Raw genomic sequence first — 22,134 nt, 5'->3', positions numbered from 1 at the left:
GGCCCTCCCTCACCCGGCGATCTGCTCGGCGAGCTGCGCGGCCTCGGCCAGGCTGTCCACCACCGGCACCCCGGCCGCCTCCAGGCTGGCCCTGCTGTGCGACCCGCCGGTGTAGAGCACGGCCTTCGCGCCGACATGGGCCGCGGCCACGGCGTCGTCCACCGCGTCACCGATGACCACGGTGCGCTCGGCGGATATCCCGCCCAGCGCGGCGATGTGCCGCTCCATGTGCCGGGCCTTGCTGCCGCCGGAGGGCCCGGTGCGCCCGTCGACCCGCAGGAAGTGCCGCTCTATGCCGTACCCACGCACCACGGGGACCAGCTGGTCGTGCCCGTACATGCTCAGGAGCGACTGGCTGCCCCCGCCAAGCTGCCACTGGGAGAGGAGCTCCTCGGCCCCTTCGGTGAGCCCGCAGGCGTCCCGCCGCTCGGTGTAGTGCTGGTGGAAGATCCCGTCCATCCGCTCCCACTCGGCCTCCGTGGGCTGCCTGCCCATCAGCCGTTCGTAGAAGCGGGGTATCGGGATGCAGTACATCTCGCGGTACTGCTCAAGGGTGATCGGCGCCAGGCCGACCTCGCCGAACGCGGCGTTGGTCGCGCCGATGACCGCGTCGTTGTCGTCGAGCAGTGTGCCGTTCCAGTCCCAGACCAGATGAGTGCGGTGCTTCCCGTGCGTCCCCATGCATAGAAAGTACCCGCCCCCTCCGACAACCGTTCGACTCGATGCGCCGGCCCTCGATGCCCGTCCTCAGGGGATCAGATTCGGAATCTCCTGAATGCCGAACCAGAGCAGCTCATGGTCCTCGGCGCCGTCCACGGTGAACTGCGCGTCGTCGTCCCCGAGGTCCGCCGCCCCCAGCGCCGCGGCCGCCGCCGTGACGTCCTTCTGCGCGTCGTCCGCGTCGACATGCACCGCGGCGGCCTTGGCGAGCGCCACGGGGGACGCGATGCGCACCTCGCCGAGCGCGGACGGGTCGAGGCTGTGGTCCGGGTCGGCGACGGCCGCGCCGTCCGGCACCTCGACCGCCACGACGACGCGTCTGCGCACCGCGTCGGGGTTCTGCGCGATCATGCGCAGCGAGGCGGAGGCGGCCCGGTTGAGCGCCGCGTACTCCAGCTCCTCGATGTCGTCCGAGACGTACCACTCGCGCAGCGCGGGGGTCACCGCGTACGCGGTGAGCGGCCCGGGACCGATTTCGCCCGCCCGGTGCGCCGCTGCGAGACCGGACAGGGTCAGGGGGACGTACACGCGCATGGCCGGGTCGCTTTCGTAGTCGGAAACGCCCTCAGGATACGTGTGACGTCCCCCTTTGGGGTCACGTGCACCGATGCCGCCCCGTCCACCCGGCAACCGCCCCTCACCCTCCCCGCGCCCGCCTCACACCCCGCCCGGCACCGCCCCCATCACCCGGATAGGTGATTCCTCGCGGCCGCTCCCGTCGCTCCACTGCCGCTTGCGGCCTCCTCGGCCGTCGCCGTAGAAGGTCCACAGCAGAAGTTACCGCCCGGTATTTCACCGGGCCTCTGAAGCACGGGGGCGATGATCGATGAGCACGAACAGGACCCGGCCCGCCGGACGACGCGACCAGCGCAGGCCCGAATCCGTACCACCCCAGCGCACCCGGACACCCCGGCGCGTACGCCCGCACCACTGGTTCGCCGACCGCCTCCTGGCGGTCCTGAGCGGCCAGCGACCGGTGCACTGGATGCTCGGCCACACCATCGGCGAGGCCTACGACCAACTCGCCGAACTGGCCCCCCGCACCCCTCTCAGGGCCCGCGGCGCCCGCCCCGTGATCCGCATGTGCCACGGCGCCCAGCCGGCCCCGGGCGTGGTGGAGGCCTGCGCGAGCATCGCGGCCGGCGAACAGGTACGCGCCATGGCCTTCCGCCTGGAACAGGGCCCCGACCTCCGCTGGCGCTGCGCAGCAGTGGAACTCGGCGACGACCACCTACAGCCAACCCCCTCCCGCTGACCGGCCCGGGCCCGGCAGCCCAGGAGAGGAGGCGCCCTGCGCCGGGCCCGGAGCGGAACAACCACCGGGACCGACAACACGACAGAACCAAGAGCGGGGGCAGGGGGGTGAGGAAGGAAGAGGGATGGGCCGGGCAGGACTCCGGGCCGGGTACGGGGCGGCGCAACACCCGTCCGAGCCGGCCAGGACCGACGGAACCACGCCCGCCCGCCCTGCCCTTCCTGGCCCGTTTCGGCTCTCCACCCTCAAAAGCCCCGACCCCTCACGCCGCCCTCTCCTTGCCACCGCTCAGCCCTCAGCCCTCAAGGCAACCCCGGCCCACCTGGCCACCTCTCAACCGTCCACCCTCAAGACACCCCCGGGCCCTCCCGGCCACCCCTCAGCCCCTCCGCCCTCAAGGCAACCCCAGACCCTCCCGGCCGCCTCCCCCCTCAAAGCACCCCCGACCCTCCCGGCCACCCCTCAGTCCCTCCACCCGCAAAGCAACCCCCGACCCTCCCGGCCACCCCTCAACCCCTCCGCCCACAAAGCAACCCCCGACCCTCCCGGCCGCCTCCCCCCTCAAAGCACCCCCGGGCCCTCCTGGCCGCCTCTCAGTCCCCCCACCCGCAAAGTTCCCCAGCCCCTCGCCCGCGCGCCTCCCAGCCCCCCTTCCCGGTCTCCCTATGCCCCTCCCGACCCGCTCTGCCCCTCACCTCGGTCGCATCTCGGCCCACTGCCCCGGTCACCTCCTCGACCCGCTCCTCCAGCCCCTCCGGCGATTGAGGAGCGGGGTCCGGGGCGGAGCCCCGGTTCCGGGAAGGGGCGGGGAGGGGCAGGCCCCGCGCAGCGGCCCACACCCGCAGACCACCGCCCCCAGACCAAAAAACCGGGGCCGGACGCCCAACCCGCGCGCGTCCGACCCCGGCTACAACCCGGCTACAACCCGACCACCGCAACGACGCCCAAAGGCGTCACCGGCAGCCGCCACTACTTCTTACGACGACGCCCGCCCCCACCGTTCTTCTGGGCCTTGCGCCGCTCCGCCCTGGTCAGCCCGTCCGACTCGGACCCGGCCGTACCGCCACCGTTGGAGAAGTCACCCTCGACGACCCCGCCCTCCCCGTCCACCGTGGGAGCGGAGAAGTGCAGCCGGTCCGGACGCTGCGGAGCATCGAGCCCCTTGGCCCGGATCTCCGGACGCGCCGCCGGCACGGCGTCCTCCTTGGTGAGCGAGGTGCGCTCGGCCTCGTCCTGCACCGGCACCTCCTCGACCTGCTGCTCGACCTGGACCTCCAGGTTGAACAGGTAGCCGACGGACTCCTCCTTGATGCCCTCCATCATGGCGTTGAACATGTCGAAGCCCTCGCGCTGGTACTCGACCAGCGGGTCCTTCTGCGCCATGGCGCGGAGGCCGATGCCCTCCTGGAGGTAGTCCATCTCGTAGAGGTGCTCACGCCACTTGCGGTCCAGGACGGACAGCACCACACGCCGCTCCAGCTCACGCATGATGTCCGAGCCGAGCTGCTTCTCACGCTCGTCGTACTGCTCGTGGATGTCGTCCTTGATGGACTCGCCGATGAACTCGGCCGTGATCCCGGCCCGGTCGCCGGCCGCGTCCTCCAACTCGTCGACGGTGACCTTCACCGGGTAGAGCTGCTTGAACGCGCCCCACAGCCGGTCCAGGTCCCACTCCTCCGCGAAGCCCTCGGCGGTCTCCTGGCGGATGTAGTCGTCGATCGTGTCGTCCATGAAGTGGCGGATCTGGTCCTGCAGATCCTCGCCTTCCAGGACCCGGCGACGCTCGCCGTAGATGACCTCACGCTGCCGGTTGAGCACCTCGTCGTACTTCAGGACGTTCTTGCGCGTCTCGAAGTTCTGCTGCTCGACCTGCGACTGGGCCGACGCGATCGCCCGCGTCACCATCTTGTTCTCGATCGGCACGTCGTCCGGCACATTGGCCATCGACATGACGCGCTCGACCATCTGCGCCTTGAACAGCCGCATCAGGTCGTCGCCGAGCGACAGATAGAAGCGGGACTCGCCCGGATCGCCCTGACGACCGGAACGACCGCGCAGCTGGTTGTCGATACGCCGCGACTCGTGCCGCTCGGTGCCCAGGACGTACAGCCCGCCGAGCTCCTTGACCTCTTCGAACTCCGCCTTGACGGACTGCTCGGCCTTCTCCAGCGCCGCGGGCAGCGCGGCCGCCCACTCCTCGACGTGCTCGACGGGGTCGAGCCCGCGCTGGCGCAGCTCTGCCTCGGCGAGGTCGTCGGGGTTGCCACCGAGCTTGATGTCGGTGCCTCGTCCGGCCATGTTCGTCGCGACCGTGACCGCGCCCTTGCGGCCGGCCTGGGCGACGATCGTCGCCTCACGGTCGTGCTGCTTGGCGTTGAGGACCTCGTGCTGGACACCGCGCTTGGAGAGCTGCTGCGAGAGGTACTCCGACTTCTCGACCGAGGTGGTGCCGACCAGGATCGGCTGGCCCTTCTCGTGCTTCTCGGCGATGTCGTCGACGACCGCGGCGAACTTCGCGACCTCGGTGCGGTAGATCAGGTCCGACTGGTCGGCACGGACCATCGGCCGGTTGGTCGGGATCGGCACCACACCGAGCTTGTAGATCTGGTGGAACTCGGCGGCCTCGGTCATCGCCGTACCGGTCATACCGGAGAGCTTGCTGTAGAGGCGGAAGAAGTTCTGCAGGGTGATCGTGGCGAGGGTCTGGTTCTCGTCCTTGATGTCCACCCCTTCCTTCGCCTCGATCGCCTGGTGCATGCCCTCGTTGTAGCGGCGGCCGGCGAGGATACGGCCGGTGTGCTCGTCGACGATCATGACTTCGCCGTCGATGACGACGTAGTCCTTGTCCTTCTTGAAGAGTTCCTTGGCCTTGATGGCGTTGTTGAGGTACCCGACGAGCGGCGTGTTCACCGACTCGTAGAGGTTCTCGATACCGAGCCAGTCCTCGACCTTCGAGACACCGGGCTCGTGGATGGCGACGGTCCGCTTCTTCTCGTCGACCTCGTAGTCGCCGGTCTCCTCGATGCCCTTGAGCGGGTTGCCCGCCTCGCCCTTGGTCAGCCGCGTGACCAGCTTGGCGAAGTCGCCGTACCACTTGGTGGCCTGGTCGGCCGGGCCGGAGATGATCAGCGGCGTACGGGCCTCGTCGACGAGGATCGAGTCGACCTCGTCGACCACGGCGAAGTTGTGACCGCGCTGGACGAGCTCGTCGGCGGACCACGCCATGTTGTCGCGGAGGTAGTCGAAGCCGAACTCGTTGTTCGTGCCGTACGTGATGTCGCAGGCGTACTGCTCACGGCGCTGGGCCGGAGTCATGTTGGCGATGATGCAGCCGACGGTCAGGCCGAGGAACTTGTGGACGCGGCCCATCAGTTCGGAGTCTCGCTCGGCGAGATAGTCGTTGACCGTGATCAGGTGCACGCCCTTGCCGGAGAGCGCGTTGAGATACGCCGGCAGGGTACCGACCAGGGTCTTGCCCTCGCCGGTCTTCATCTCGGCCACATAACCGAGGTGGAGGGCTGCGCCGCCCATCATCTGAACGTCGTAGTGGCGCTGTCCGAGGACCCGCTTGGCGGCCTCACGGACGGTCGCGAATGCCTCGGGGAGCAGGTCGTCCAGGCTCTCGCCGTCCGCGTACCGTTCCTTGTACTCGTCGGTGAGCGCCCGCAGCTCGGCGTCGGAGAGGTTGACGAAGTCCTCTTCGATGGAGCTGACCTGGTCCGCGATGCGGTGCAGTTTGCGCAGGATCTTGCCTTCGCCTGCACGCATGAGCTTGTTGAAGACGGACACTGAGGCTGGTCTCCTTGCCGGTCGGGCCTGGGCACTGGGTCGTGTTATGGACTCTGGCGCGGGCACGGCAGGTGGGCCCCACCGCAACGGCCATCGTAAGCGAGGACCCCGCCGCCTCGGGAGGGCTGCCGCCGCGTTGGCCCCGCTGTCCCCTCCGACTCAACGGCCGGGGAGCGCCGAAGGTGCCGGGAAGTCCGAAAAGTGTTCGCTTCCCGAGCACACCGTCACCAGAATCCCTTCATGGAGCCGATCACCCTCACCAGCGACCGTCTGCTGCTGCGCCCCTTCGCCGACAGCGACGTGGACGCGATCCATGCCGCCTGTCAGGACCCGGACATCCAGCGGTGGACGGTCGTGCCCTCCCCCTACAGCCGCGCCGACGCGGAATTCTTCGCGGGAAAGCTGTCCCCCGGTGGCTGGCAGGACGATTCCATGTACAACTTCGCGGTGGTCCTGCGCGGGAGCGGCGCCCTGACCGGCGCCCTCGGCATCAACCGCCGCAACCTCCCGGGCACGTTCGAGGTGGGGTTCTGGGCCACCGCGGAGCACCGGGGCCGCGGCTACATGACGGAGGCGGTGCGGTGCGCCGCCCACTGGACCTTCACCGCACTGGGCGGTGACCGGCTGGAGTGGCGCGCCGAGGTGGGCAATGTCCCCTCGCGTGCCGTGGCGCTGAAGGCCGGCTTCCTGATGGAGGGCGACCAGCGGTCGGGCCTGCTCAACAAGGGAGTGCGGCGGGACTCCTGGATCGGCGCGCTGCTCCCTTCCGACCTCGGCCTGCCGAGCACCCACACCTATCTGCCCGCCGCCCCCTGACCGTCGGCTCTGCCCGCCGGCCGGGGTTCCCGCGGAAGCCCGGCCGGTTGTCAGTGGCTGCCTCTAGGGTTCGGGGCATGACGTCTGTGCCGCCTCCCGCCGCTGAACTCTCCGCCGACCAGGCGCGCAGGATCGCCCTGCGCGCCCAGGGCTTCCTCGGCGCTCCGGACCGCCGGGCCGGGGTTCCGGGCGTGCTGCGGCACCTGGGCGCCGTGCAGCTCGACACGATCTCGGTGCTCGCGCGATCGCACGAGCTGATTCCTTACGCGCGCCTCGGCGCGGTCGGCCGACGCACCGTCGAGGAGGCGTACTGGTCGGGCGGCCGCACCTTCGAGTACTGGTCGCACGCGGCCTGCATCCTGCCGGTCGAGGAGTGGCCGCACTTCGCCTTCCGCCGCCGCGCCTACCGCTCCCGCCCGCACTGGCACCACGACCTGCCGGACGGCGCGTACGAGACGGTGATCAAGCAGCTGCGCGCCGAGGGCCCGCTGACGGCGACGGAGCTGGGCGGCGCGAAGAACGGCGGGGAGTGGTGGGACTGGTCGGCGTCGAAGGTCGCCGTCGAGCGTGCCCTGATGTACGGCGAGGTGGTGTGCACCGAGCGGCGCAGCTGGAAGCGGGTGTACGACCTCGCCGAGCGGGCCCTGCCCGATGACGTGCTGCACGACGATCTGGACGACACGGAGTGCCTGCGACGGCTGGTCGCGCTCGCGGGACAGTCCCTGGGTGTGGGCACCCGCGCGGACATCGCCGACTACCACCGGCTCAAGGGCGAGCAGTTCGACGCGGTGGTGGCGGACTCCGGTCTGGTGCCGGTGACGGTGCGGGGCTGGGCTAAGCCGGCCTGGGCGGATCCGGCGGCGCTGGCCTCGGAGCCGCGCGGACGGCACCGTACGACGCTGCTGTCGCCTTTCGACTCACTGGTCTGGGAGCGGGCGCGCACCGAGCGGATCTTCGGTTTCACCCACCGCCTGGAGGCCTACGTTCCCAAACCCAAGCGGGTCCACGGATACTTCGCGATGCCGCTGCTGGCGGGCGGAAAGCTCCAGGGCCGCGTCGACCCGGCGCGCGAGGGCAGCACGCTGGTCGCCCGGCAGGTGTCTCTGGCGAGCGGGAAGGCCGTGGCGCCGATGGCCGAGGCTCTGGTGGAGGCCGCTTCCTGGGTCGGCTGCACGGATGTCCGGCTGGAGCGGGTCGACGCACCGGAACTGCGCGGACCGCTCGCTCGGGAAATCGCCCGAGCCCTGGCCTGAGCACGCTTTCCGGCGCCCTCGCCCGGCCCTTTTGCCGGGCCGGTTCTTCACCGATCGGCTCTTCTTCTTCACCGACCGGCTCTTCCCGGGCCGGGTCACCGGATCTCCAGGATCTTCTCCCGCATGGCATAGACCACGGCTTCCATCCTGGAGTGCAACTGCAACTTCTCCAGAATGTTGCGGACGTGGTTCTTCACGGTGTTCTCGGAAATGAACAGTTCCTTCGCGATATCGCGATTGTTCATGCCCGTTGCAACGAGTTTGAGGACTTCGAGCTCGCGGTCGGTGAGCCGGGGTGCCGGTACCAGCCTTCTCTCGTCGGTCCGCTGGATCATCGACTTGAACTCGGTGAGCAGCTTGGACGCCATGGAAGGGCTGATCTGGGACTGCCCGTCGGCGACCGCGCGAATGGCCGTGGCCACCTCGTCCGTAGAAATCTCCTTGAGGAGATAGCCGGTGGCACCGGCCTTGATCGCGTCGTAAAGGTCGGCCTCCTCGTCGCTGATCGTCAGCATGATGATCTTGGCGCTGGGCGCCACTTCCTTGATCGCCGTGCAGGCCTCGATGCCACCGCGCTTGGGCATCCGGACGTCCATCAGCACGATGTCGGGAAGCAGATCGGCGGCCTTGTCGACCGCCTCCGATCCGTCTCCCGCCTCACCGACGACCTGGATGTCCTCCTCCTGGGCGAGGACGATCTCCAGACCTCTGCGGAAGAGCGCGTGGTCATCCACCACGAGGACCCTGATCGGCTCCCTGCGGAAACCGCTGTCCGCGCCGGTGCCGGCACCGCCGATGTCGTCGGCATCATTCGCATCACGCACGGGCCCGAAGGTGTCCGCCATCGTTCCTCCCCCTGAAGGCCATGGCCTGAAGTTCACACTGTCCGCCAACGGCAGTTCACAGAGCACCGATTGGCTTGGGACGCCATGATTCCATGCCTGGACGTCAGAGCGGTGATCCTGTGGTCGCACGCGGGTGCCCCTGGGGGCGCACAGACGCTCCAGGGGCACCGCGGAAGCGTGGCATCAGCCGCCGAGCGCACCGCCTGCGCCGCCCGCCTCGTCGGCGGCCAGCGGGTCGGTCCTCAGGTGGATGACACCGTAGTCATAGGCATGCCGTCGGTAGACGACACTGGGTTCCTTCGTCTCGGAGTCGACGAACAGATAGAAGTCGTGCCCGACCAGCTCCATCTCGTAGAGCGCCTGGTCGAGTGACATCGGTGCGGCGACGTGCGTCTTCTCGCGCATCACCAGCGGACCCTCGCCCTGAACCTCCAGCGAGCCGAACCTCGTGGTGGGTACGGACTCGGTCGACGCATCGGCGATCAGGTCGCCCTCGCCGTTGAAGGATGCCGCCCCCGGCACGATCTCGCCGACCTCGGCAGCGGAAATCCGGCCATTGCCACGGCGGCTGTAGCGCTTGTCGTGCTGCTTGCGCAGCCGCGCCTCCAGCTTGCCGGTGGCCAGGTCCAGCGCTGCGTACGGGTCGCCTGCGGCCGCTTCCGCCCGGATGACCGGACCACGCGAGCGGAGCGTGATCTCCACCCGGTCGGAACGGTCGGCCTGACGGGGGTTCGGCTCCTTGGACACCTCGACGTCGAGGCTGATCACCTTGCCGTCGAACTTCTGGATCTTGTCCAGCTTCAGCTTCTCGGCCACGTGCTTGCGGAACCGCTCGGGCACCTCGGTCTTGCGGCCCTTGACGACGATGTCCACGCAGAACTCCGTTCCCGGATCGCTCCACTCAGCGGTGAAGCATCTCCCTTTTGCACCAGGCCCCGGTGACAACCGGAGCCGCGGACTCGGTGACTTCCACCTCCTCCTCCCCCATCGGTGAGGACTCCACCCCACCGAAATCCTGCTTCTGGACCACTGGTGTGTTGCCTGCCCGAAACCTGGCGGTGCATTCATCGAGGTCTGGCATTCACCATTCCTCACAACCGAACATAGCCTGCCCGGCCGGATGTCGGCACCCGCTACTCACGCGTACCTCCGGTCGGGTCGTTTTTCTTACTCACTACCTGCAACGATGCAAGTTCATTGACAGTTCCGGTTTATTTCGAAGGCCGACGGAGATACTGCGACAACGGCCGCCTGCCCACTGCCGACGGCCCCCGCGTGCCCGCATGCCGCCGCCACTGCCCGGGCCGCCTCGGCGAGCGAGGCACCCGTCGTCAGAAGGTCGTCCACCAGCACCACCCGTCCGGCCGCAAGCAGCCGCTCGCCCCCGGCCAGGACCTCCAGCGCGCCCGCCAGATTCGCCTGCCGCTGACCGGCGCCCAGCCCCGCCTGGTCGGCCACCGCGCGCCGCTGCCGGAGCACCGCGGCCACCTGCGCCGGGATGCCACCACGTCTCAGCTCTCCCGCCGCGGCCAGCGCGATCCGGCGTGTCGGATCATGGCCACGGGCCGCCACCGCACGCCGCGCCGAGGGCACGGGTACGAGCAACAGCGGGCCGTCGGCGCCCGCAGGCCCCGCCCCGGCCCGTACGGCCCCCGCCAGCGCCTTGCCGAGCGCTCCCGCCAGCCTCAGCTCACCCCGTTCCTTGTGGGCCAGCAGCACCGCACGCACCGCGTTCTCGTACGCGGCGGCAGCATGGACCACCGGCAGGCCCACCGGCTCCGGATCGGGCCTCACCCGGCGTGGAACACCGCCGTGGAGTGCCGCCCGGCATTCCTCGCACAGCTCGACGCGTGGCCTGCCGCAGCCACCGCAGGCCACCGGCAGCACCAGGCCGGAGATCTCGCGCCACCACCCCCGCATGACTCCACTGTGCGCTTCCCACAGCGACCGGGCCACCCCTGTGGAAAACGTGGCCGCCGGATCTCGGCCGACAGGCCGGACCGGCGGATCTCAGCCCGGGTAGACCAGCGACGAGCCTTCCTTGACCACCGTCTGCCAGTTGTCACCGGGCGACAGCTTCACGATCCCGTCGCTGGACGTGGCCGCCATCAGCGGAAGCTGCTCGTCGTCCGCCGCCGCGACCGACGACACCTGGTTCACACCGGGCAGCACACCCGACGCGGACGTCGAACCGTCCGCCTGCACATAACGCACCTGCTGCACGCCGCCCTGCTCCTTGCCGACCACCACGAGGCGGCTGCGGCCCGACCACGACATCGCGGTCACATCCGTGAGTTGCGGTGCGGCCTGGCGCAGTTCCACCACCGACACCTGCTGCTCCGATGTCGGCCCGCGCCGTTCGATCCGGCCGATCTTCAGCGTATTGCGGCCGTCCTGGGTCACCAGCAGAGCGATCCGCACTCCGTCGGCGGACATACGCACCGCCTCTATCCGCCCGCCGTCCAGGTCGGGCACGGCGACCTCCTGCGGCTCGCCGGTACCCCCGGCCAGTCTCAGCAGTCTGGGCCGGTCACGGTCCCGGTCGGCCACCCACAGGTCGCCCCGGCCGTCCCAGCTCGGTGTCGACAGACGGTTCTTCGGATCGTGGGACCTGCTGGTCACCGAGGCCGCGGGAAGTTCGCCGTCCGAGACGATGGACGACACGTACAGAGAAGCCCCGTCGCGCGAGACCGCCGCCGCCGACTGCTCGTCCCTGGCCACACCGACCGCGCCCATCCGCACCGTTCCGTCACCGAGCGGGCCGGCCACCGCCTCCGGGACTCCACTTCCCTTGGTGCTGCCGGGAATTCGTTCCACCTGCCCCTTGGCATCGACGAAGTACTGGCTGTCCGGCCCGCTGGACGAACCGTCAGGGGCGAACTCCTCCGCCTGGTCCGCTCCGAGCAGGCACAGCGGGGAGCCGTCGGAGCGTTGGAGTTCGACCTGCTCGACCCGGGCGGACGTCAGGTCCCTCAGGGTGTAGAGAATCTGCGAGGCCATCATGCGGCAGGAGCGCTGCCCGACGCCGTCCGCCTTCTTGTCGAGCGGGACCTTCAGTACGTTGCGGTCGTCGGGCGCCAGCGAGGTGACGCCCTTCTTCAGCGCCGTACCGGGAGGGAACCGGGACGCGACGACGGGCCGCAGCCAACTGGTCGGCCCCGCGAGGAGACTGCGGACCGACTGTGTCACGGTGTCCATCCCCGTGACGGGGTCCGTCCGGCTGCGGAGATAGACGGGGTCGGCGACCAGGGTCGACTGCCCCCCGGACCGCCCCGTGGCGAAGTAATACTTGTTGACGGAGCGGTAGAGGCGCTTGAAGTCCGACTGCCCGAGCAGCAGACCGTCCGGCACCAGGTCGATCCGCCACTCCTTGCCGTCCGGCCCGTTCTCCCTCACCAGGTGCAGGGTCTGGTTGTAGTCGGTGGGCGCGAGCGGCTGATAGGCGCTCTGCTCGTCGACCGTCGCCACCTTCTCACCGGTCAGGGTGTAGGTCGCCTCGGTGGCGTTGCGGTCGCTGTCACGGAAAGGGCGGTCGTTCCGGTTCGGTGCCTTGGTCAGCACGGTGGTGAACGCGTTCGGCTTCCATGTCCCGGCCGCCTTCTTCGTCAGGTACCGACGGGTCGTCCTGAAGTGCGGGTCATCACTGGTCATGGACTCCAGGAAGCCGTCGACCACCTCGTTGGGGGTGGCGTTGTCACGCGGCGCTACGGCGTACACCTGCACCTGGGAGTCGCCGGGCTGCGAGGCGTCGACAGCCTTGACGTCGCCTGTGACGGGCATCGAGCCGCACGCGGACAGCAGCACCACACCGCACCCGAGCAGCGCGACCAGCCCCAGCCCGCGCCCACGGCCGTCGTTGCGACGGTCAGTCCCCACGATTCATGTCCCCCCGCTCCGGGTCCTGCACCGCAGTGTCCAATTCGCCGCCCGACCGCTCCTCGGCGTGGCGGGCGACCACCCGTGCGCCGCTCCCCGGAAGGGCCGCCGGGTGCACCGAGGCCGGCGCGGTCCGGGGCGCCGCCGGGGTTCGCGACGGCACGGGCAGCGCGGACCGGTCGTTGCCGCCGGGCTGGGCCGGCACGGCCGTCAGCCGGTGCTCGCTCCCGGCCTTCGGCGCGGCCGCGGCCCGCTCACGGTTCTCCCGGTTACGACGGGAGTCCTCGGGTTCCAGTGGTATCGGCGATCCGCGCAGCGGCTCGTCCGCGGTACGCGGCAGAGTCAGCCGGAACTGCGAACCGCCGCCGGGCTCGCCCCATGCCTGGAGCCAGCCGCCGTGCAGCCGGGCGTCCTCCACGGCGATGGAGAGCCCGAGACCGGTACCGCCGGTCGTCCGCGCGCGGGCCGGGTCCGCCCTCCAGAAACGGTTGAACACCCGCGTCGCCTCGCCCGGCTTCAGCCCCACCCCGTAGTCCCGGACGGCCACGGCGACCGCACCTCCGGCCACCCCCATCCGCACCACCACGTCGCGGCCCTCGCCGTGCTCGACGGCGTTGACCACCAGGTTGCGCAGGACGCGCTCGACCCGTCGTGCGTCGGCCTCCGCGATCACCGGCTGCTCGTCGCCGACCACCCGGATCCGAGTGCCCTTGCGCTCGGCCAGCGGCTCGGCCCCGCCTATCACCCGTCGTACGACCTGCCGCAGATCTATCGGCTCCGCCTCCAGCGCCGCGGCCCCCGCGTCGAACCTGCTGATCTCCAGCAGATCGGAGAGCAGCGACTCGAACCGGTCGAGCTGGTCCCCGAGCAGCTCCGCGGAGCGCGCCGTCACCGGATCGAAGTCGCTGCGGGCCTCATGGATGACATCGGCGGCCATCCGTACGGTCGTCAGCGGGGTCCGCAGCTCGTGGGAGACGTCGGAGACGAAGCGCCGCTGCATCCGGGAGAGCTCCTCCAGTTGCTGGATCTTCAGCTGCAGATTCTGCGCCATCTTGTTGAAGGCCTCACCGAGCCTGGCGATGTCGTCCTCGCCGGTGACCTTCATCCGCTCCTGGAGACGGCCGGCCGAGAGCCGCTCCGCGATGCCGGCCGCCATCCGCACGGGCGTGACGACCTGCCGCACCACGAACCAGGCGATGGCCCCGAGCAGCACGACCACGAAGAGTCCCGCCGTCGCCAGCGTGCCCTTGATCAGCGTCAGCGACTTCTCCTCCTGCGTCAGCGGGAAGAGGTAGTAGAGCTGGTACGGATTGTGGTCGTTGTCGTAGAGCCGCTTGCCCACGACAAGTCCGGGCTGCGGTTGCTGCCCGTTCGCGTACTGGATCTCGGAGTACGTCTGGAACGCCCCGGACCCCTTGTTCACCGCGTCCCGCAGACGCTGCGGAATGCTCACCGCCTCCACGCTGCCCGAGCCGCGTGGGGCACGGGTTCCCTCGTCGGCACTGAGCGCCACCACGTTGAAGGCGTTCTTGCCGCCACTGGCGAGCTGGTCGACGAGCTCGGTCCGCCAGGAGTTGTTGGCGGTGGCGCCGTCCGCCGTGTCGCCGCCCTGCCCACCGGGGGTGAGCGGGGCGTTCGCCTTCTCCTGGGCCGCGGCGAAACCGCCGGCCGCCTGGGTCTGGGCGGCCTTGCCCTTGGCGTCGAGCAGGCCGTTGCGCACCTGCCCGATCACGACCAGCCCGAGGAGCAGCACCACACCGAGCGACATGAGCAGCGTGCCCGCGACGACCCTCAGCTGGAGATTGCGCCGCCAGAGCCTCACGGCGGGCAGCAGCGGACGCCGCACCCAACGCATCAGCAAACGCGGCACAGGACCGCCGGGCGCCCGGTCGTGGAACAACCGGCCGCCCTGCAGAAGGCGCCCGATCCGGAGCGCCCTGTGTCCTGGACCGGCAGCCCGCTCCGCACGGACTCCCGGCTCCCCGGGCTGCGGAGCAGCGCTACTCGGGGGCATCTCAGCTCGGTCCGGCCTTGTAACCGACCCCTCGGACGGTCACCACGATCTCCGGCCGTTCCGGGTCCTTCTCGACCTTGGAACGCAGCCGCTGGACGTGCACGTTCACAAGCCGGGTGTCGGCGGCGTGGCGGTATCCCCACACCTGCTCCAGCAGCACCTCACGGGTGAAGACCTGCCACGGCTTACGGGCGAGCGCGACCAGCAGGTCGAATTCCAGCGGGGTGAGGGCGATCGACTGCCCTTCCCGCTTCACCGAGTGACCGGCCACATCGATGACCAGGTCCCCGATGGCCAGCTGCTCCGGCGCCGGTTCCTCGGACCTCCGCAGACGTGCCCTGATCCGGGCAACCAACTCCTTAGGTTTGAACGGCTTGACGATGTAGTCGTCGGCCCCGGACTCCAGACCCACCACCACGTCAACCGTGTCGCTCTTGGCAGTGAGCATGACGATCGGCACACCGGACTCGGCCCTGATCAACCTGCAGACCTCGATGCCGTCCCTACCGGGCAGCATGAGATCGAGCAGGACCAGGTCCGGCTTGGCCTCACGAAATGCGGCAAGTGCCTTGTCGCCGTCCGCTACGAACGACGGCTCGAACCCTTCACCACGCAGCACAATCCCGAGCATCTCGGCCAGTGCGGTGTCGTCGTCGACGACAAGGACGCGTCCCTTCATAATCGACATCATCCCATTAGCTAATCGTTACCTGCGATGATCTGGCACACAGCTCTGCCAGTCCGACCCCCGTGACCGGGGAAACCGCACCCTCCTCCGTGACGATCGCCGTGATCAGCTCCGGAGGCGTGACATCGAACGCGGGGTTGTACGCGGCGGTTCCCACCGGTGCCACGGGCAGTCCGACCGCATCCTCGCCCGCCACCCCGGCCCGCGGCGATGTGAGCTCCGTCACTTCGACCCCCGGCCGCTGCTCGACGATGATCGACGCCCCGTCCGCGGTGTCCAGATCCACCGTCGTGGTCGGCGCGACCACGATGAACGGTACGTGGTGGTACTTCGCGAGCACGGCCAGCGGATAGCTCCCCACCTTGTTCGCCACCGACCCGTCCGCGGCAATGCGGTCCGCCCCGATGAGCACGGCATCCACCTCCCCGGCGGCGAACAGCGAACCCGCGGCGTTGTCCGTGAGGAGGCGGTACGGCATTCCGTTGCGCGCCGCCTCGTACGCCGTGAGCCGGGCCCCCTGCAACAGCGGACGCGTCTCGTCCACCCACAGCTGCCGCAACCGCCTCCCCCGGTGTGCGGCGAGCGCCACCGCGAAGGCGGTGCCCTCACCACCGGAGACGAGCGCCCCCGTATTGCAGTGCGTCAGCAGGCGATACCCACCGTCCCCGGGCAGCAGCTCGTCCAGCAGGGCAAGGCCGTAGCGCGCCATGCGCCCGCTGGCCTCGGCGTCCTCCCGGTGCAACGCCCTGGCCTCGGCCAGGGCCACCGCCGCGGCCCGCTCCGGATCCGCCCCTTTCCCGACGGCCTCCCGATAGGCCCTGTGGGCCCGCCGTACCCCGTATCCGAGGTTCACCGCGGTGGGCCGCGCCCGCTCCAGCAGCCCTGCGGCCGCCACCACGTCGTCCCCACGGGCGGCCGCCAGAGCCACCCCGTAGGCCCCCGCGATACCGAGCAGCGGGGCACCGCGCACCGCCAGCGTCCGGATCGCCCGCACCAGCGCGGGCACATCGGTGCACACCAGCTCGGCTTCCTCCGCCGGCAGTCGCGTCTGGTCGAGAAGTACCAGTGCGGGACCTTCCGGCGGCTCGGCCCAGCGGAGTACGGGAAGCGCGGAGGGCTCGATGCCCACCGGCGATTGCGCGTCCTGATCAGCCATCCGCCCAGTCTGCCCGGTGAGTCACCCACAAATGAAGGCAGGAAGGAGATGGAGCGCCCGGCCCAGACCTGGGCAACGCGTGGCACGATGGCTGCCAACCTGCCGCCCCGATGAGCGGGCAGGACCGTGAAGGAGCCAGAATGAACGACACTCCGGGCTGGGCCTCGCCCGGATCCGCCCCCTCCGAGGGTCAGGGTGCCGGTGTCCCCCGGCCCTCCGAGCCCGTCGACGGCAACGGCCCGGCAGGGAACTGGTCTCCCACGCAGCCGCCCGCAGGGCAGTGGTCCCCACCGGGCACTCCCGGCTCCGGTCCTGGCACACCGCCTCCTCCCGCAGGCTGGGGCGGCGGACCGCAGGGCCCCGGCTGGGGACGGCCGCCTTTTGCGGCCAAGCCCGGTGTCATCCCGCTCCGGCCGCTCGGCGTCGGCGAGATCCTCGACGGCGCGGTCTCCACGATGCGCGCCCACTGGCGCACGGTCCTCGGCATCACACTCGCCGTGTCCGTGGTCGCCCAGATCGCGATCATCCTCGTGGAGCGGTTCCTGCTGCCGGAGCCTCCTCGGATCGACCCGAACGCCACCGGCTCGGAGGCGCTGCGGCAGGCCACCGACTCGGCTCAGTCGACCCTGTTCAGCAGCCTGCCTTCCCTGCTCATCACCATGATCGCCACGCTGATCACGACATCCGTGCTGACCGTGGTGATCAGCCGCTCCGTGCTGGGCCGCCCCGTGACGCTCTCGGACGCCTGGGCCGAGGCCCGGCCCCGGCTTCCTCAGCTGCTGGGGCTGACCCTGCTGCTGGCCCTGATCAGCGCCGCCATCCTGGCGGTGGGCCTGCTGCCGGGCCTGCTCATCGGCTCCACCGCGGGTGCCGGACTCGCTCTCCTCGGATTCATGGCCGCGTTCTGCGTCGTCATCTGGCTGATGGTCCGCTTCTGCCTCGCCTCGCCGGCGCTGATGCTGGAGCGGCAGTCGATCACCACCTCCATGCGCCGCTCCGCGAAGCTCGTCAGTGGTGCGTGGTGGCGGACCTTCGGCATCCTGGCGCTTACCGGGCTGCTGACGCTCATCGTGGCCGTGATCATCACCATCCCGTTCGGCGTCATCGCGATGGCCGTGGACGGCGACGGAATCGGCTCCGCCCTCACGGACGGCTCCACGGACTTCGGCTGGCCCTTCCTGATCGTCTCCGGCATCGGCGAGGTGATCATCGCGACGATCACGTACCCGCTCTCCGCCGGCGTGATGGCACTGCTCTACATCGATCAGCGCATCCGCCGCGAAGCACTCGACCTCGAACTCGCCCGGGCGGCGGGCCTGCCCGGATACGACACCAGGAGCTGATGCCGTGTCGGGGGCGGGGGGCACCACAGCAGTACGGCTACTGATCCGCGCGAGCGGCGACATACCCGTGGACACTCCACGTGTCCCCGCTCGCGAGGACGCGAAGCACGAACTGTCCAAACCGATGTACCACGAGAACGATCCCAATCTCCTCCAGCGGGGCCTCGACCGGCTCTGGGAGTGGATCGGCGATCTCCTGGACACCGCCTCCGGCGCCGCACCCGGCGGCCCGGTAGGCCTAGTCGTGCTCGTGCTGATCGTCGTGGGCCTGATCGCCGCGCTCTGGTGGCGGCTGGGCACTCCGCGCCGCACCGTACGGTCCGCGGACGCCCTCTTCGACGACAGCCCCCGCAGCGCGGCTGGACACCGGAAGTCCGCCGAGGACCACGCCGCCGCCCAGCGCTGGAACGAGGCGGTCCAGGAACGGATGCGCGCCATCGTCCGCTCCCTGGAGGAGCGCGCCCTGCTCGACCCCCGCCCTGGACGCACCGCCGATGAGGCCGCCGCCGAAGCGGGCCGACCGCTCCCCGCACACGCGACGCGACTCCGCACGGCGGCCAGGGCATTCGACGACGTCACATACGGCGGCCGTACCGCCGACCAGCAGGCATACCTGGACGTACGAGCCCTGGACCTCGACCTCGAAGCCGCCAAGCCCCTCCTCACAACCACGGCCCAGGGGGCAGCCGAATGACCGGGGTCACCGCGGCCTCCACCTCGTCGGCCCTCACCCCTCACCAGGTCTGGGTCCGCATCCGCGGTGTGCTCCTCGCCCTCCTCGTACTCGTCGCCGCCGGAATAGCCCTGGCAACCGTCCGCTCCGGCGACCAGCACGGCCTCCTCGATCCTCGCTCCGCCGACCGCTACGGCAGCCGGGCCGTCGCCGAGCTCCTCAAGGAACGCGGTGTCTCCGTTCGCGTGGTCACCACGCTCGACGACGCCACTGCCGCAGCCGGCCCCGACACCACGTTGCTCGTCACGTCCCCCAATCTGCTGGCACCGCACCAGCAGAGCGCACTCCGCGCCGCCACCGAAAGCTCGGCCGCCCGTACCGTCCTGCTCGCAGCGGGCCCACCCTCCGTGCGCACGCTGGTTCCCGGTGTCCGGGCGGAGTCCGCCGGACAGGTGGCGCCTCGCGCCCCCGAATGCTCCCTGCCCGCCGCCCGCAGTGCCGGCGACGTCGAGACAGGAGGCTTCGGCTACACATCGGACGGGCTCGACACCATCGGCTGCTTCCCGAGCGGCGGCCTCCCCACCGTGCTCCTGGTCGAGCAGGGAGCGGGTGACACCGTGCTCCTCGGTTCCCCCGACCTTCTTCGCAACGACAGACTCGCCAACCAGGGCAACGCATCCCTGGCCCTGCAACTTCTCGGTTCCCGCCCTCATCTGGTCTGGTACCTCCCCTCACTCGCTGATACATCCGCTGCCGCCGAGAACCGGGGTGCCGAAGGCGACGGCGCCTCCGACCACCGCAGCTTCGCCGACCTGATCCCCCAGGGCTGGCTGTGGGGCACGTTGCAACTCGCCCTGGCCGCCGTGCTCGCCGCCATCTGGCGCGCCCGCCGCCTGGGCCCCCTGGTGACCGAACGGTTGCCCGTGGCCATCCGAGCCTCCGAATCCGCCGAGGGCCGGGCCCGCCTCTACCGCAAGGCGAACGCCCGCGACCGGGCCGCCGAGTCTCTGCGTTCCGCCACCCGCACCCGCCTCGCCCCACTCATCGGCGTCCCCCCACGCGACGCCCACTCCCCGTCAACACTCGTCCCCGCCGTTTCCGCCTGCCTGGGCGGGACCGACGACAGCCTCCAGACATTGCTCTTCGGACCCGCCCCGTCCGACGATGCCGCTCTCGTCCGGCTGGCAGACCAACTCGACACCCTCGAAAGAGAGGTACGCACGTCATGAGCGCCCCGCCCCCAGTGCCCGCCGAGACCACCGAGCTCCTCGGGAACGGCGACACAGCCCGCGCGTCCCTGGAAGCGCTGCGCTCGGAGATCGCCAAGGCCGTTGTCGGCCAGGACCCGGCCGTCACCGGACTCGTCGTCGCCCTGCTCTGCCGAGGCCACGTTCTCCTCGAAGGCGTCCCCGGAGTGGCCAAGACCCTCCTGGTCCGGGCTCTCGCCGCGTCACTCGAACTCGACACCAAGCGCGTCCAGTTCACCCCCGATCTGATGCCCAGCGACGTCACCGGCTCACTCGTCTACGACGCTCGTACAGCCGAGTTCTCCTTCCAGCCCGGCCCCGTCTTCACCAATCTCCTGCTCGCAGACGAGATCAACCGCACCCCTCCCAAGACCCAGTCCTCCCTCCTCGAAGCCATGGAGGAGCGCCAGGTCACCGTCGATGGAACTCCTCGGCGGCTGCCCGACCCCTTCCTCGTGGCCGCCACGCAGAACCCCGTCGAATACGAGGGCACCTATCCGCTGCCCGAGGCACAACTGGACCGGTTTCTCCTCAAACTGACGGTGCCTCTTCCCTCACGGGAGGAGGAGATCAACGTCCTCACCCGTCATTCCGACGGCTTCAATCCCCGTGATCTCAAGTCGGCCGGCATACGCCCCGTCGCCGGCCCGGCCGATCTGGAGGCCGCCCGCAACTCGGTCGCCCGGACCAAGGTCTCTCCCGAGATCGCCGGCTATGTCGTCGATATCTGTCGTGCCACGCGTGAATCCCCCTCGCTCTCCCTCGGCGTCTCCCCCCGAGGTGCTATCGCCCTGTTGTCGACCGCTCGCGCCTGGGCCTGGCTCACCGGACGTGACTACGTCATCCCGGACGACGTGAAAGCCCTGGCACTCCCCACACTTCGCCATCGCATTCAACTGCGGCCCGAGGCGGAGATGGAGGGTGTCACCCCCGACTCCGTCATCACGGCCGTCCTCGCCCACGTCCCCGTACCTCGATGAGGCGGTGACTGTGGCCCTCACCGGACGTACCGCCCTGCTGGCCGCCCTGGGGTCACTCCCTGTAGGCATCCTGGCCCCGAGCTGGACCGGAATGCTGGCAGTCAACGCACCGCTCTCGTTGGCAATTCTCTGCGACTACGCCCTGGCTGCACCAGTGCGAACGCTCCAGTTCACCCGATCCGGTGACACAAGCGTTCGACTCGGTGAGGCCGCCGAAGTGCAACTCACCGTAACCAATACTTCCCGTCGAAAACTGCGGGCGCACCTGCGCGACGCCTGGCCTCCCAGCAGCTGGCCCACCGGCACGGACCGGACTTCCTCGCGGCACGCACTGGCGGTCCCGGCGGGCGAGCGCCGCCGGCTGACCACCTTCCTGCGGCCGACACGACGGGGCGACCGCCTGGCAGAGCTCATCACTGTCCGCTCCTTCGGGCCGCTGGGGCTTGCCTCCCGTCAGGGGAATCACGAGGTTCCGTGGACGGTACGGGTCCTGCCTCCCTTCACCAGCCGGAAGCATCTGCCGTCCCGTCTCGCCAGACTCCGTGAGCTCGACGGCCGCACCAGCGTTCTCACCCGTGGTGAGGGCACGGAATTCGACAGCCTGCGAGCGTACGTGCCGGGCGACGACACCCGCTCCATCGACTGGCGGGCCACCGCACGTCAGTCCGCCGTCGCGGTACGTACGTGGCGCCCCGAGCGGGACCGCCACATCCTCATCGTCCTGGACACCGGCCGTACCTCGGCGGGGCGTGTCGGTGATGTGCCCCGTCTCGACGCGTCTCTGGACGCGGCGCTGCTGCTCACGGCGCTCGCCACTCGCGCGGGCGACCGTGTGGATCTGCTCGCCTACGACCGTCGGGTCCGCGCACAGGTCCAAGGCCGGTCCGCGGGAGAGGTCCTGTCGGCCATGGTGAACGCTCTGGCGCCCGTCGAGCCGGCACTGGTGGAAACGGATGCCCGAGGTCTCGTCGCCGCCGTGCTCGCCGGGGCTCCTCGTCGCTCCTTGGTCGTGATTCTCACCGGTCTGGACGCGGCCCCCGTAGAGGAAGGTCTGCTTCCCGTCCTCCGCCGTCTGACCCAGCGCCATACCGTGCTGGTGGCTTCTGTGGCGGATCCGCATGTCGAGGAAATGGCAGGTTCGAGAGGCACAGTGGACGCGATATACGAAGCCGCGGCGGGCTCGCAGGCCCAGGCAAGGCGACTCCGCACGGCAGAGCAGCTCCAGCGTCACGGCGCGGTGGTGGTCGATGCCACCCCGGACAATCTCGCCCCGGCCCTCGCCGATGCCTACCTCGCCCTCAAGGGGGCGGGGCGGCTCTGACACATACCTCTACCGCAAACCGAACCACACATCGGGAAGGGGATCCCCGACCAACCGTCGTAGAACGCAGAAAAGCCCCGTGTCCACAAGGACACGGGGCTTTCCCGTAAAAGGAGTTCGGCGGCGTCCTACTCTCCCACAGGGTCCCCCCTGCAGTA

Annotated in this window: 18 protein-coding genes; 8 read left to right on the top strand and 10 right to left on the bottom strand. The window is 69.9% G+C overall.

Translation table 11 applies throughout. The annotated features are described in order from the left end of the window. Positions 1–9 precede the first annotated feature (9 nt). Both ACFVH0_RS25445 and ACFVH0_RS25440 read right to left on the bottom strand, forming a co-directional pair. The gene (locus tag ACFVH0_RS25445; RefSeq protein WP_385823685.1) at positions 10–681 is read right to left on the bottom strand and encodes an HAD family hydrolase; all 672 of its coding nucleotides are present in this window, start codon (positions 679–681) and stop codon (positions 10–12) included. Positions 682–747: 66 nt separating this feature from the next. After that, entirely contained in the window at positions 748–1,254 is a 507-nt protein-coding gene (locus tag ACFVH0_RS25440; RefSeq protein ID WP_385823683.1) for a DUF6912 family protein, read from the bottom strand. 292 nt (positions 1,255–1,546) lie between these two features. On the opposite strand from ACFVH0_RS25440, the gene ACFVH0_RS25435 reads away from it, so the two are divergent. Next, complete coding sequence (locus tag ACFVH0_RS25435) at positions 1,547–1,975, top strand: Rv3235 family protein (protein ID WP_385823681.1); 429 nt, start codon at positions 1,547–1,549, stop codon at positions 1,973–1,975. 969 nt (positions 1,976–2,944) lie between these two features. Here ACFVH0_RS25435 and secA read toward each other — a convergent pair. Further along, on the bottom strand, positions 2,945–5,764 hold the full coding sequence (secA, locus tag ACFVH0_RS25430; protein ID WP_385823678.1) for a preprotein translocase subunit SecA: 2,820 nt from the start codon (positions 5,762–5,764) through the stop codon (positions 2,945–2,947). Positions 5,765–6,004: 240 nt separating this feature from the next. Between secA and ACFVH0_RS25425 the strand changes: the two genes are divergently transcribed. Continuing rightward, complete coding sequence (locus ACFVH0_RS25425) at positions 6,005–6,580, top strand: GNAT family N-acetyltransferase (protein WP_385823676.1); 576 nt, start codon at positions 6,005–6,007, stop codon at positions 6,578–6,580. Between the two features lie 77 nt (positions 6,581–6,657). After that, positions 6,658–7,833 carry a winged helix-turn-helix domain-containing protein gene (locus ACFVH0_RS25420; protein ID WP_385823674.1) on the top strand — a complete coding sequence of 392 codons (1,176 nt, stop codon included), beginning with the start codon at positions 6,658–6,660 and terminating at the stop codon, positions 7,831–7,833. A 95-nt stretch (positions 7,834–7,928) separates the two neighbouring features. Here ACFVH0_RS25420 and ACFVH0_RS25415 read toward each other — a convergent pair whose 3' ends face one another. The 7 genes from ACFVH0_RS25415 to mtnA form a co-directional block, all read right to left on the bottom strand. After that, positions 7,929–8,678 (bottom strand): response regulator, encoded by a 750-nt coding sequence (locus tag ACFVH0_RS25415; protein ID WP_385823672.1) that lies wholly within the window; start codon positions 8,676–8,678, stop codon positions 7,929–7,931. Between the two features lie 183 nt (positions 8,679–8,861). Next, positions 8,862–9,551, bottom strand: a complete 690-nt coding sequence (gene hpf / locus ACFVH0_RS25410; RefSeq protein WP_385823670.1) for a ribosome hibernation-promoting factor, HPF/YfiA family — start codon at positions 9,549–9,551, stop codon at positions 8,862–8,864. Between the two features lie 321 nt (positions 9,552–9,872). Next, positions 9,873–10,598, bottom strand: coding sequence for a ComF family protein (locus ACFVH0_RS25405; protein ID WP_385823668.1), 726 nt, complete (start codon positions 10,596–10,598; stop codon positions 9,873–9,875). Positions 10,599–10,688: 90 nt separating this feature from the next. Then, a complete protein-coding gene (locus tag ACFVH0_RS25400) occupies positions 10,689–12,554 on the bottom strand; it encodes an LpqB family beta-propeller domain-containing protein (protein ID WP_385823666.1) in 1,866 nt (621 codons plus the stop codon). Next, on the bottom strand, positions 12,544–14,568 hold the full coding sequence (gene mtrB / locus ACFVH0_RS25395; protein ID WP_385823664.1) for an MtrAB system histidine kinase MtrB: 2,025 nt from the start codon (positions 14,566–14,568) through the stop codon (positions 12,544–12,546). The genes ACFVH0_RS25400 and mtrB overlap by 11 nt, the downstream gene beginning before the upstream one ends. 1 nt (position 14,569) lies before the next feature. Then, on the bottom strand, positions 14,570–15,259 hold the full coding sequence (gene mtrA, locus ACFVH0_RS25390) for a two-component system response regulator MtrA (RefSeq protein WP_187438793.1): 690 nt from the start codon (positions 15,257–15,259) through the stop codon (positions 14,570–14,572). Positions 15,260–15,263: 4 nt separating this feature from the next. Beyond that, on the bottom strand, positions 15,264–16,412 hold the full coding sequence (mtnA, locus tag ACFVH0_RS25385) for an S-methyl-5-thioribose-1-phosphate isomerase (protein WP_385823661.1): 1,149 nt from the start codon (positions 16,410–16,412) through the stop codon (positions 15,264–15,266). A 140-nt stretch (positions 16,413–16,552) separates the two neighbouring features. Between mtnA and ACFVH0_RS25380 the strand changes: the two genes are divergently transcribed. Genes ACFVH0_RS25380 through ACFVH0_RS25360 form a run of 5 tightly spaced genes read left to right on the top strand, consistent with a single transcriptional unit; the run spans position 16,553 to position 21,976 of the window. Then, entirely contained in the window at positions 16,553–17,755 is a 1,203-nt protein-coding gene (locus ACFVH0_RS25380) for a glycerophosphoryl diester phosphodiesterase membrane domain-containing protein (RefSeq protein ID WP_385823659.1), read from the top strand. Between the two features lie 4 nt (positions 17,756–17,759). Continuing rightward, positions 17,760–18,449 carry a DUF4129 domain-containing protein gene (locus tag ACFVH0_RS25375; protein ID WP_385823657.1) on the top strand — a complete coding sequence of 230 codons (690 nt, stop codon included), beginning with the start codon at positions 17,760–17,762 and terminating at the stop codon, positions 18,447–18,449. Continuing rightward, on the top strand, positions 18,446–19,657 hold the full coding sequence (locus ACFVH0_RS25370) for a DUF4350 domain-containing protein (RefSeq protein ID WP_385823655.1): 1,212 nt from the start codon (positions 18,446–18,448) through the stop codon (positions 19,655–19,657). The genes ACFVH0_RS25375 and ACFVH0_RS25370 overlap by 4 nt, the downstream gene beginning before the upstream one ends. Further along, positions 19,654–20,655: an AAA family ATPase gene (locus tag ACFVH0_RS25365; RefSeq protein ID WP_385823653.1), complete on the top strand. Its 1,002-nt coding sequence runs from the start codon at positions 19,654–19,656 to the stop codon at positions 20,653–20,655. The genes ACFVH0_RS25370 and ACFVH0_RS25365 overlap by 4 nt, the downstream gene beginning before the upstream one ends. 10 nt (positions 20,656–20,665) lie before the next feature. Beyond that, a complete protein-coding gene (locus ACFVH0_RS25360) occupies positions 20,666–21,976 on the top strand; it encodes a DUF58 domain-containing protein (RefSeq protein ID WP_385823772.1) in 1,311 nt (436 codons plus the stop codon). Positions 21,977–22,134 lie beyond the last annotated feature (158 nt).

The organism is Streptomyces sp. NPDC127117 (assembly GCF_042677325.1).
Classification (GTDB): Bacteria; Actinomycetota; Actinomycetes; order Streptomycetales; family Streptomycetaceae; genus Streptomyces.
This window is presented reverse-complemented; position numbering and strand designations above follow the sequence as displayed.

What these genes read in the sequence shown, in the direction of transcription:
- ACFVH0_RS25445 (WP_385823685.1), bottom strand. Translation starts at nt 681, where the DNA reads ATGGGGACGCACGGGAAGCACCGCACTCATCTGGTCTGGGACTGGAAC.
- ACFVH0_RS25440 (WP_385823683.1), bottom strand. Translation starts at nt 1,254, where the DNA reads ATGCGCGTGTACGTCCCCCTGACCCTGTCCGGTCTCGCAGCGGCGCAC.
- ACFVH0_RS25435 (WP_385823681.1), top strand. Translation starts at nt 1,547, where the DNA reads ATGAGCACGAACAGGACCCGGCCCGCCGGACGACGCGACCAGCGCAGG.
- ACFVH0_RS25425 (WP_385823676.1), top strand. Translation starts at nt 6,005, where the DNA reads ATGGAGCCGATCACCCTCACCAGCGACCGTCTGCTGCTGCGCCCCTTC.
- ACFVH0_RS25420 (WP_385823674.1), top strand. Translation starts at nt 6,658, where the DNA reads ATGACGTCTGTGCCGCCTCCCGCCGCTGAACTCTCCGCCGACCAGGCG.
- ACFVH0_RS25415 (WP_385823672.1), bottom strand. Translation starts at nt 8,678, where the DNA reads ATGGCGGACACCTTCGGGCCCGTGCGTGATGCGAATGATGCCGACGAC.
- ACFVH0_RS25405 (WP_385823668.1), bottom strand. Translation starts at nt 10,598, where the DNA reads ATGCGGGGGTGGTGGCGCGAGATCTCCGGCCTGGTGCTGCCGGTGGCC.
- mtrB (WP_385823664.1), bottom strand. Translation starts at nt 14,568, where the DNA reads ATGCCCCCGAGTAGCGCTGCTCCGCAGCCCGGGGAGCCGGGAGTCCGT.
- mtrA (WP_187438793.1), bottom strand. Translation starts at nt 15,259, where the DNA reads ATGATGTCGATTATGAAGGGACGCGTCCTTGTCGTCGACGACGACACC.
- mtnA (WP_385823661.1), bottom strand. Translation starts at nt 16,412, where the DNA reads ATGGCTGATCAGGACGCGCAATCGCCGGTGGGCATCGAGCCCTCCGCG.
- ACFVH0_RS25380 (WP_385823659.1), top strand. Translation starts at nt 16,553, where the DNA reads ATGAACGACACTCCGGGCTGGGCCTCGCCCGGATCCGCCCCCTCCGAG.
- ACFVH0_RS25370 (WP_385823655.1), top strand. Translation starts at nt 18,446, where the DNA reads ATGACCGGGGTCACCGCGGCCTCCACCTCGTCGGCCCTCACCCCTCAC.
- ACFVH0_RS25365 (WP_385823653.1), top strand. Translation starts at nt 19,654, where the DNA reads ATGAGCGCCCCGCCCCCAGTGCCCGCCGAGACCACCGAGCTCCTCGGG.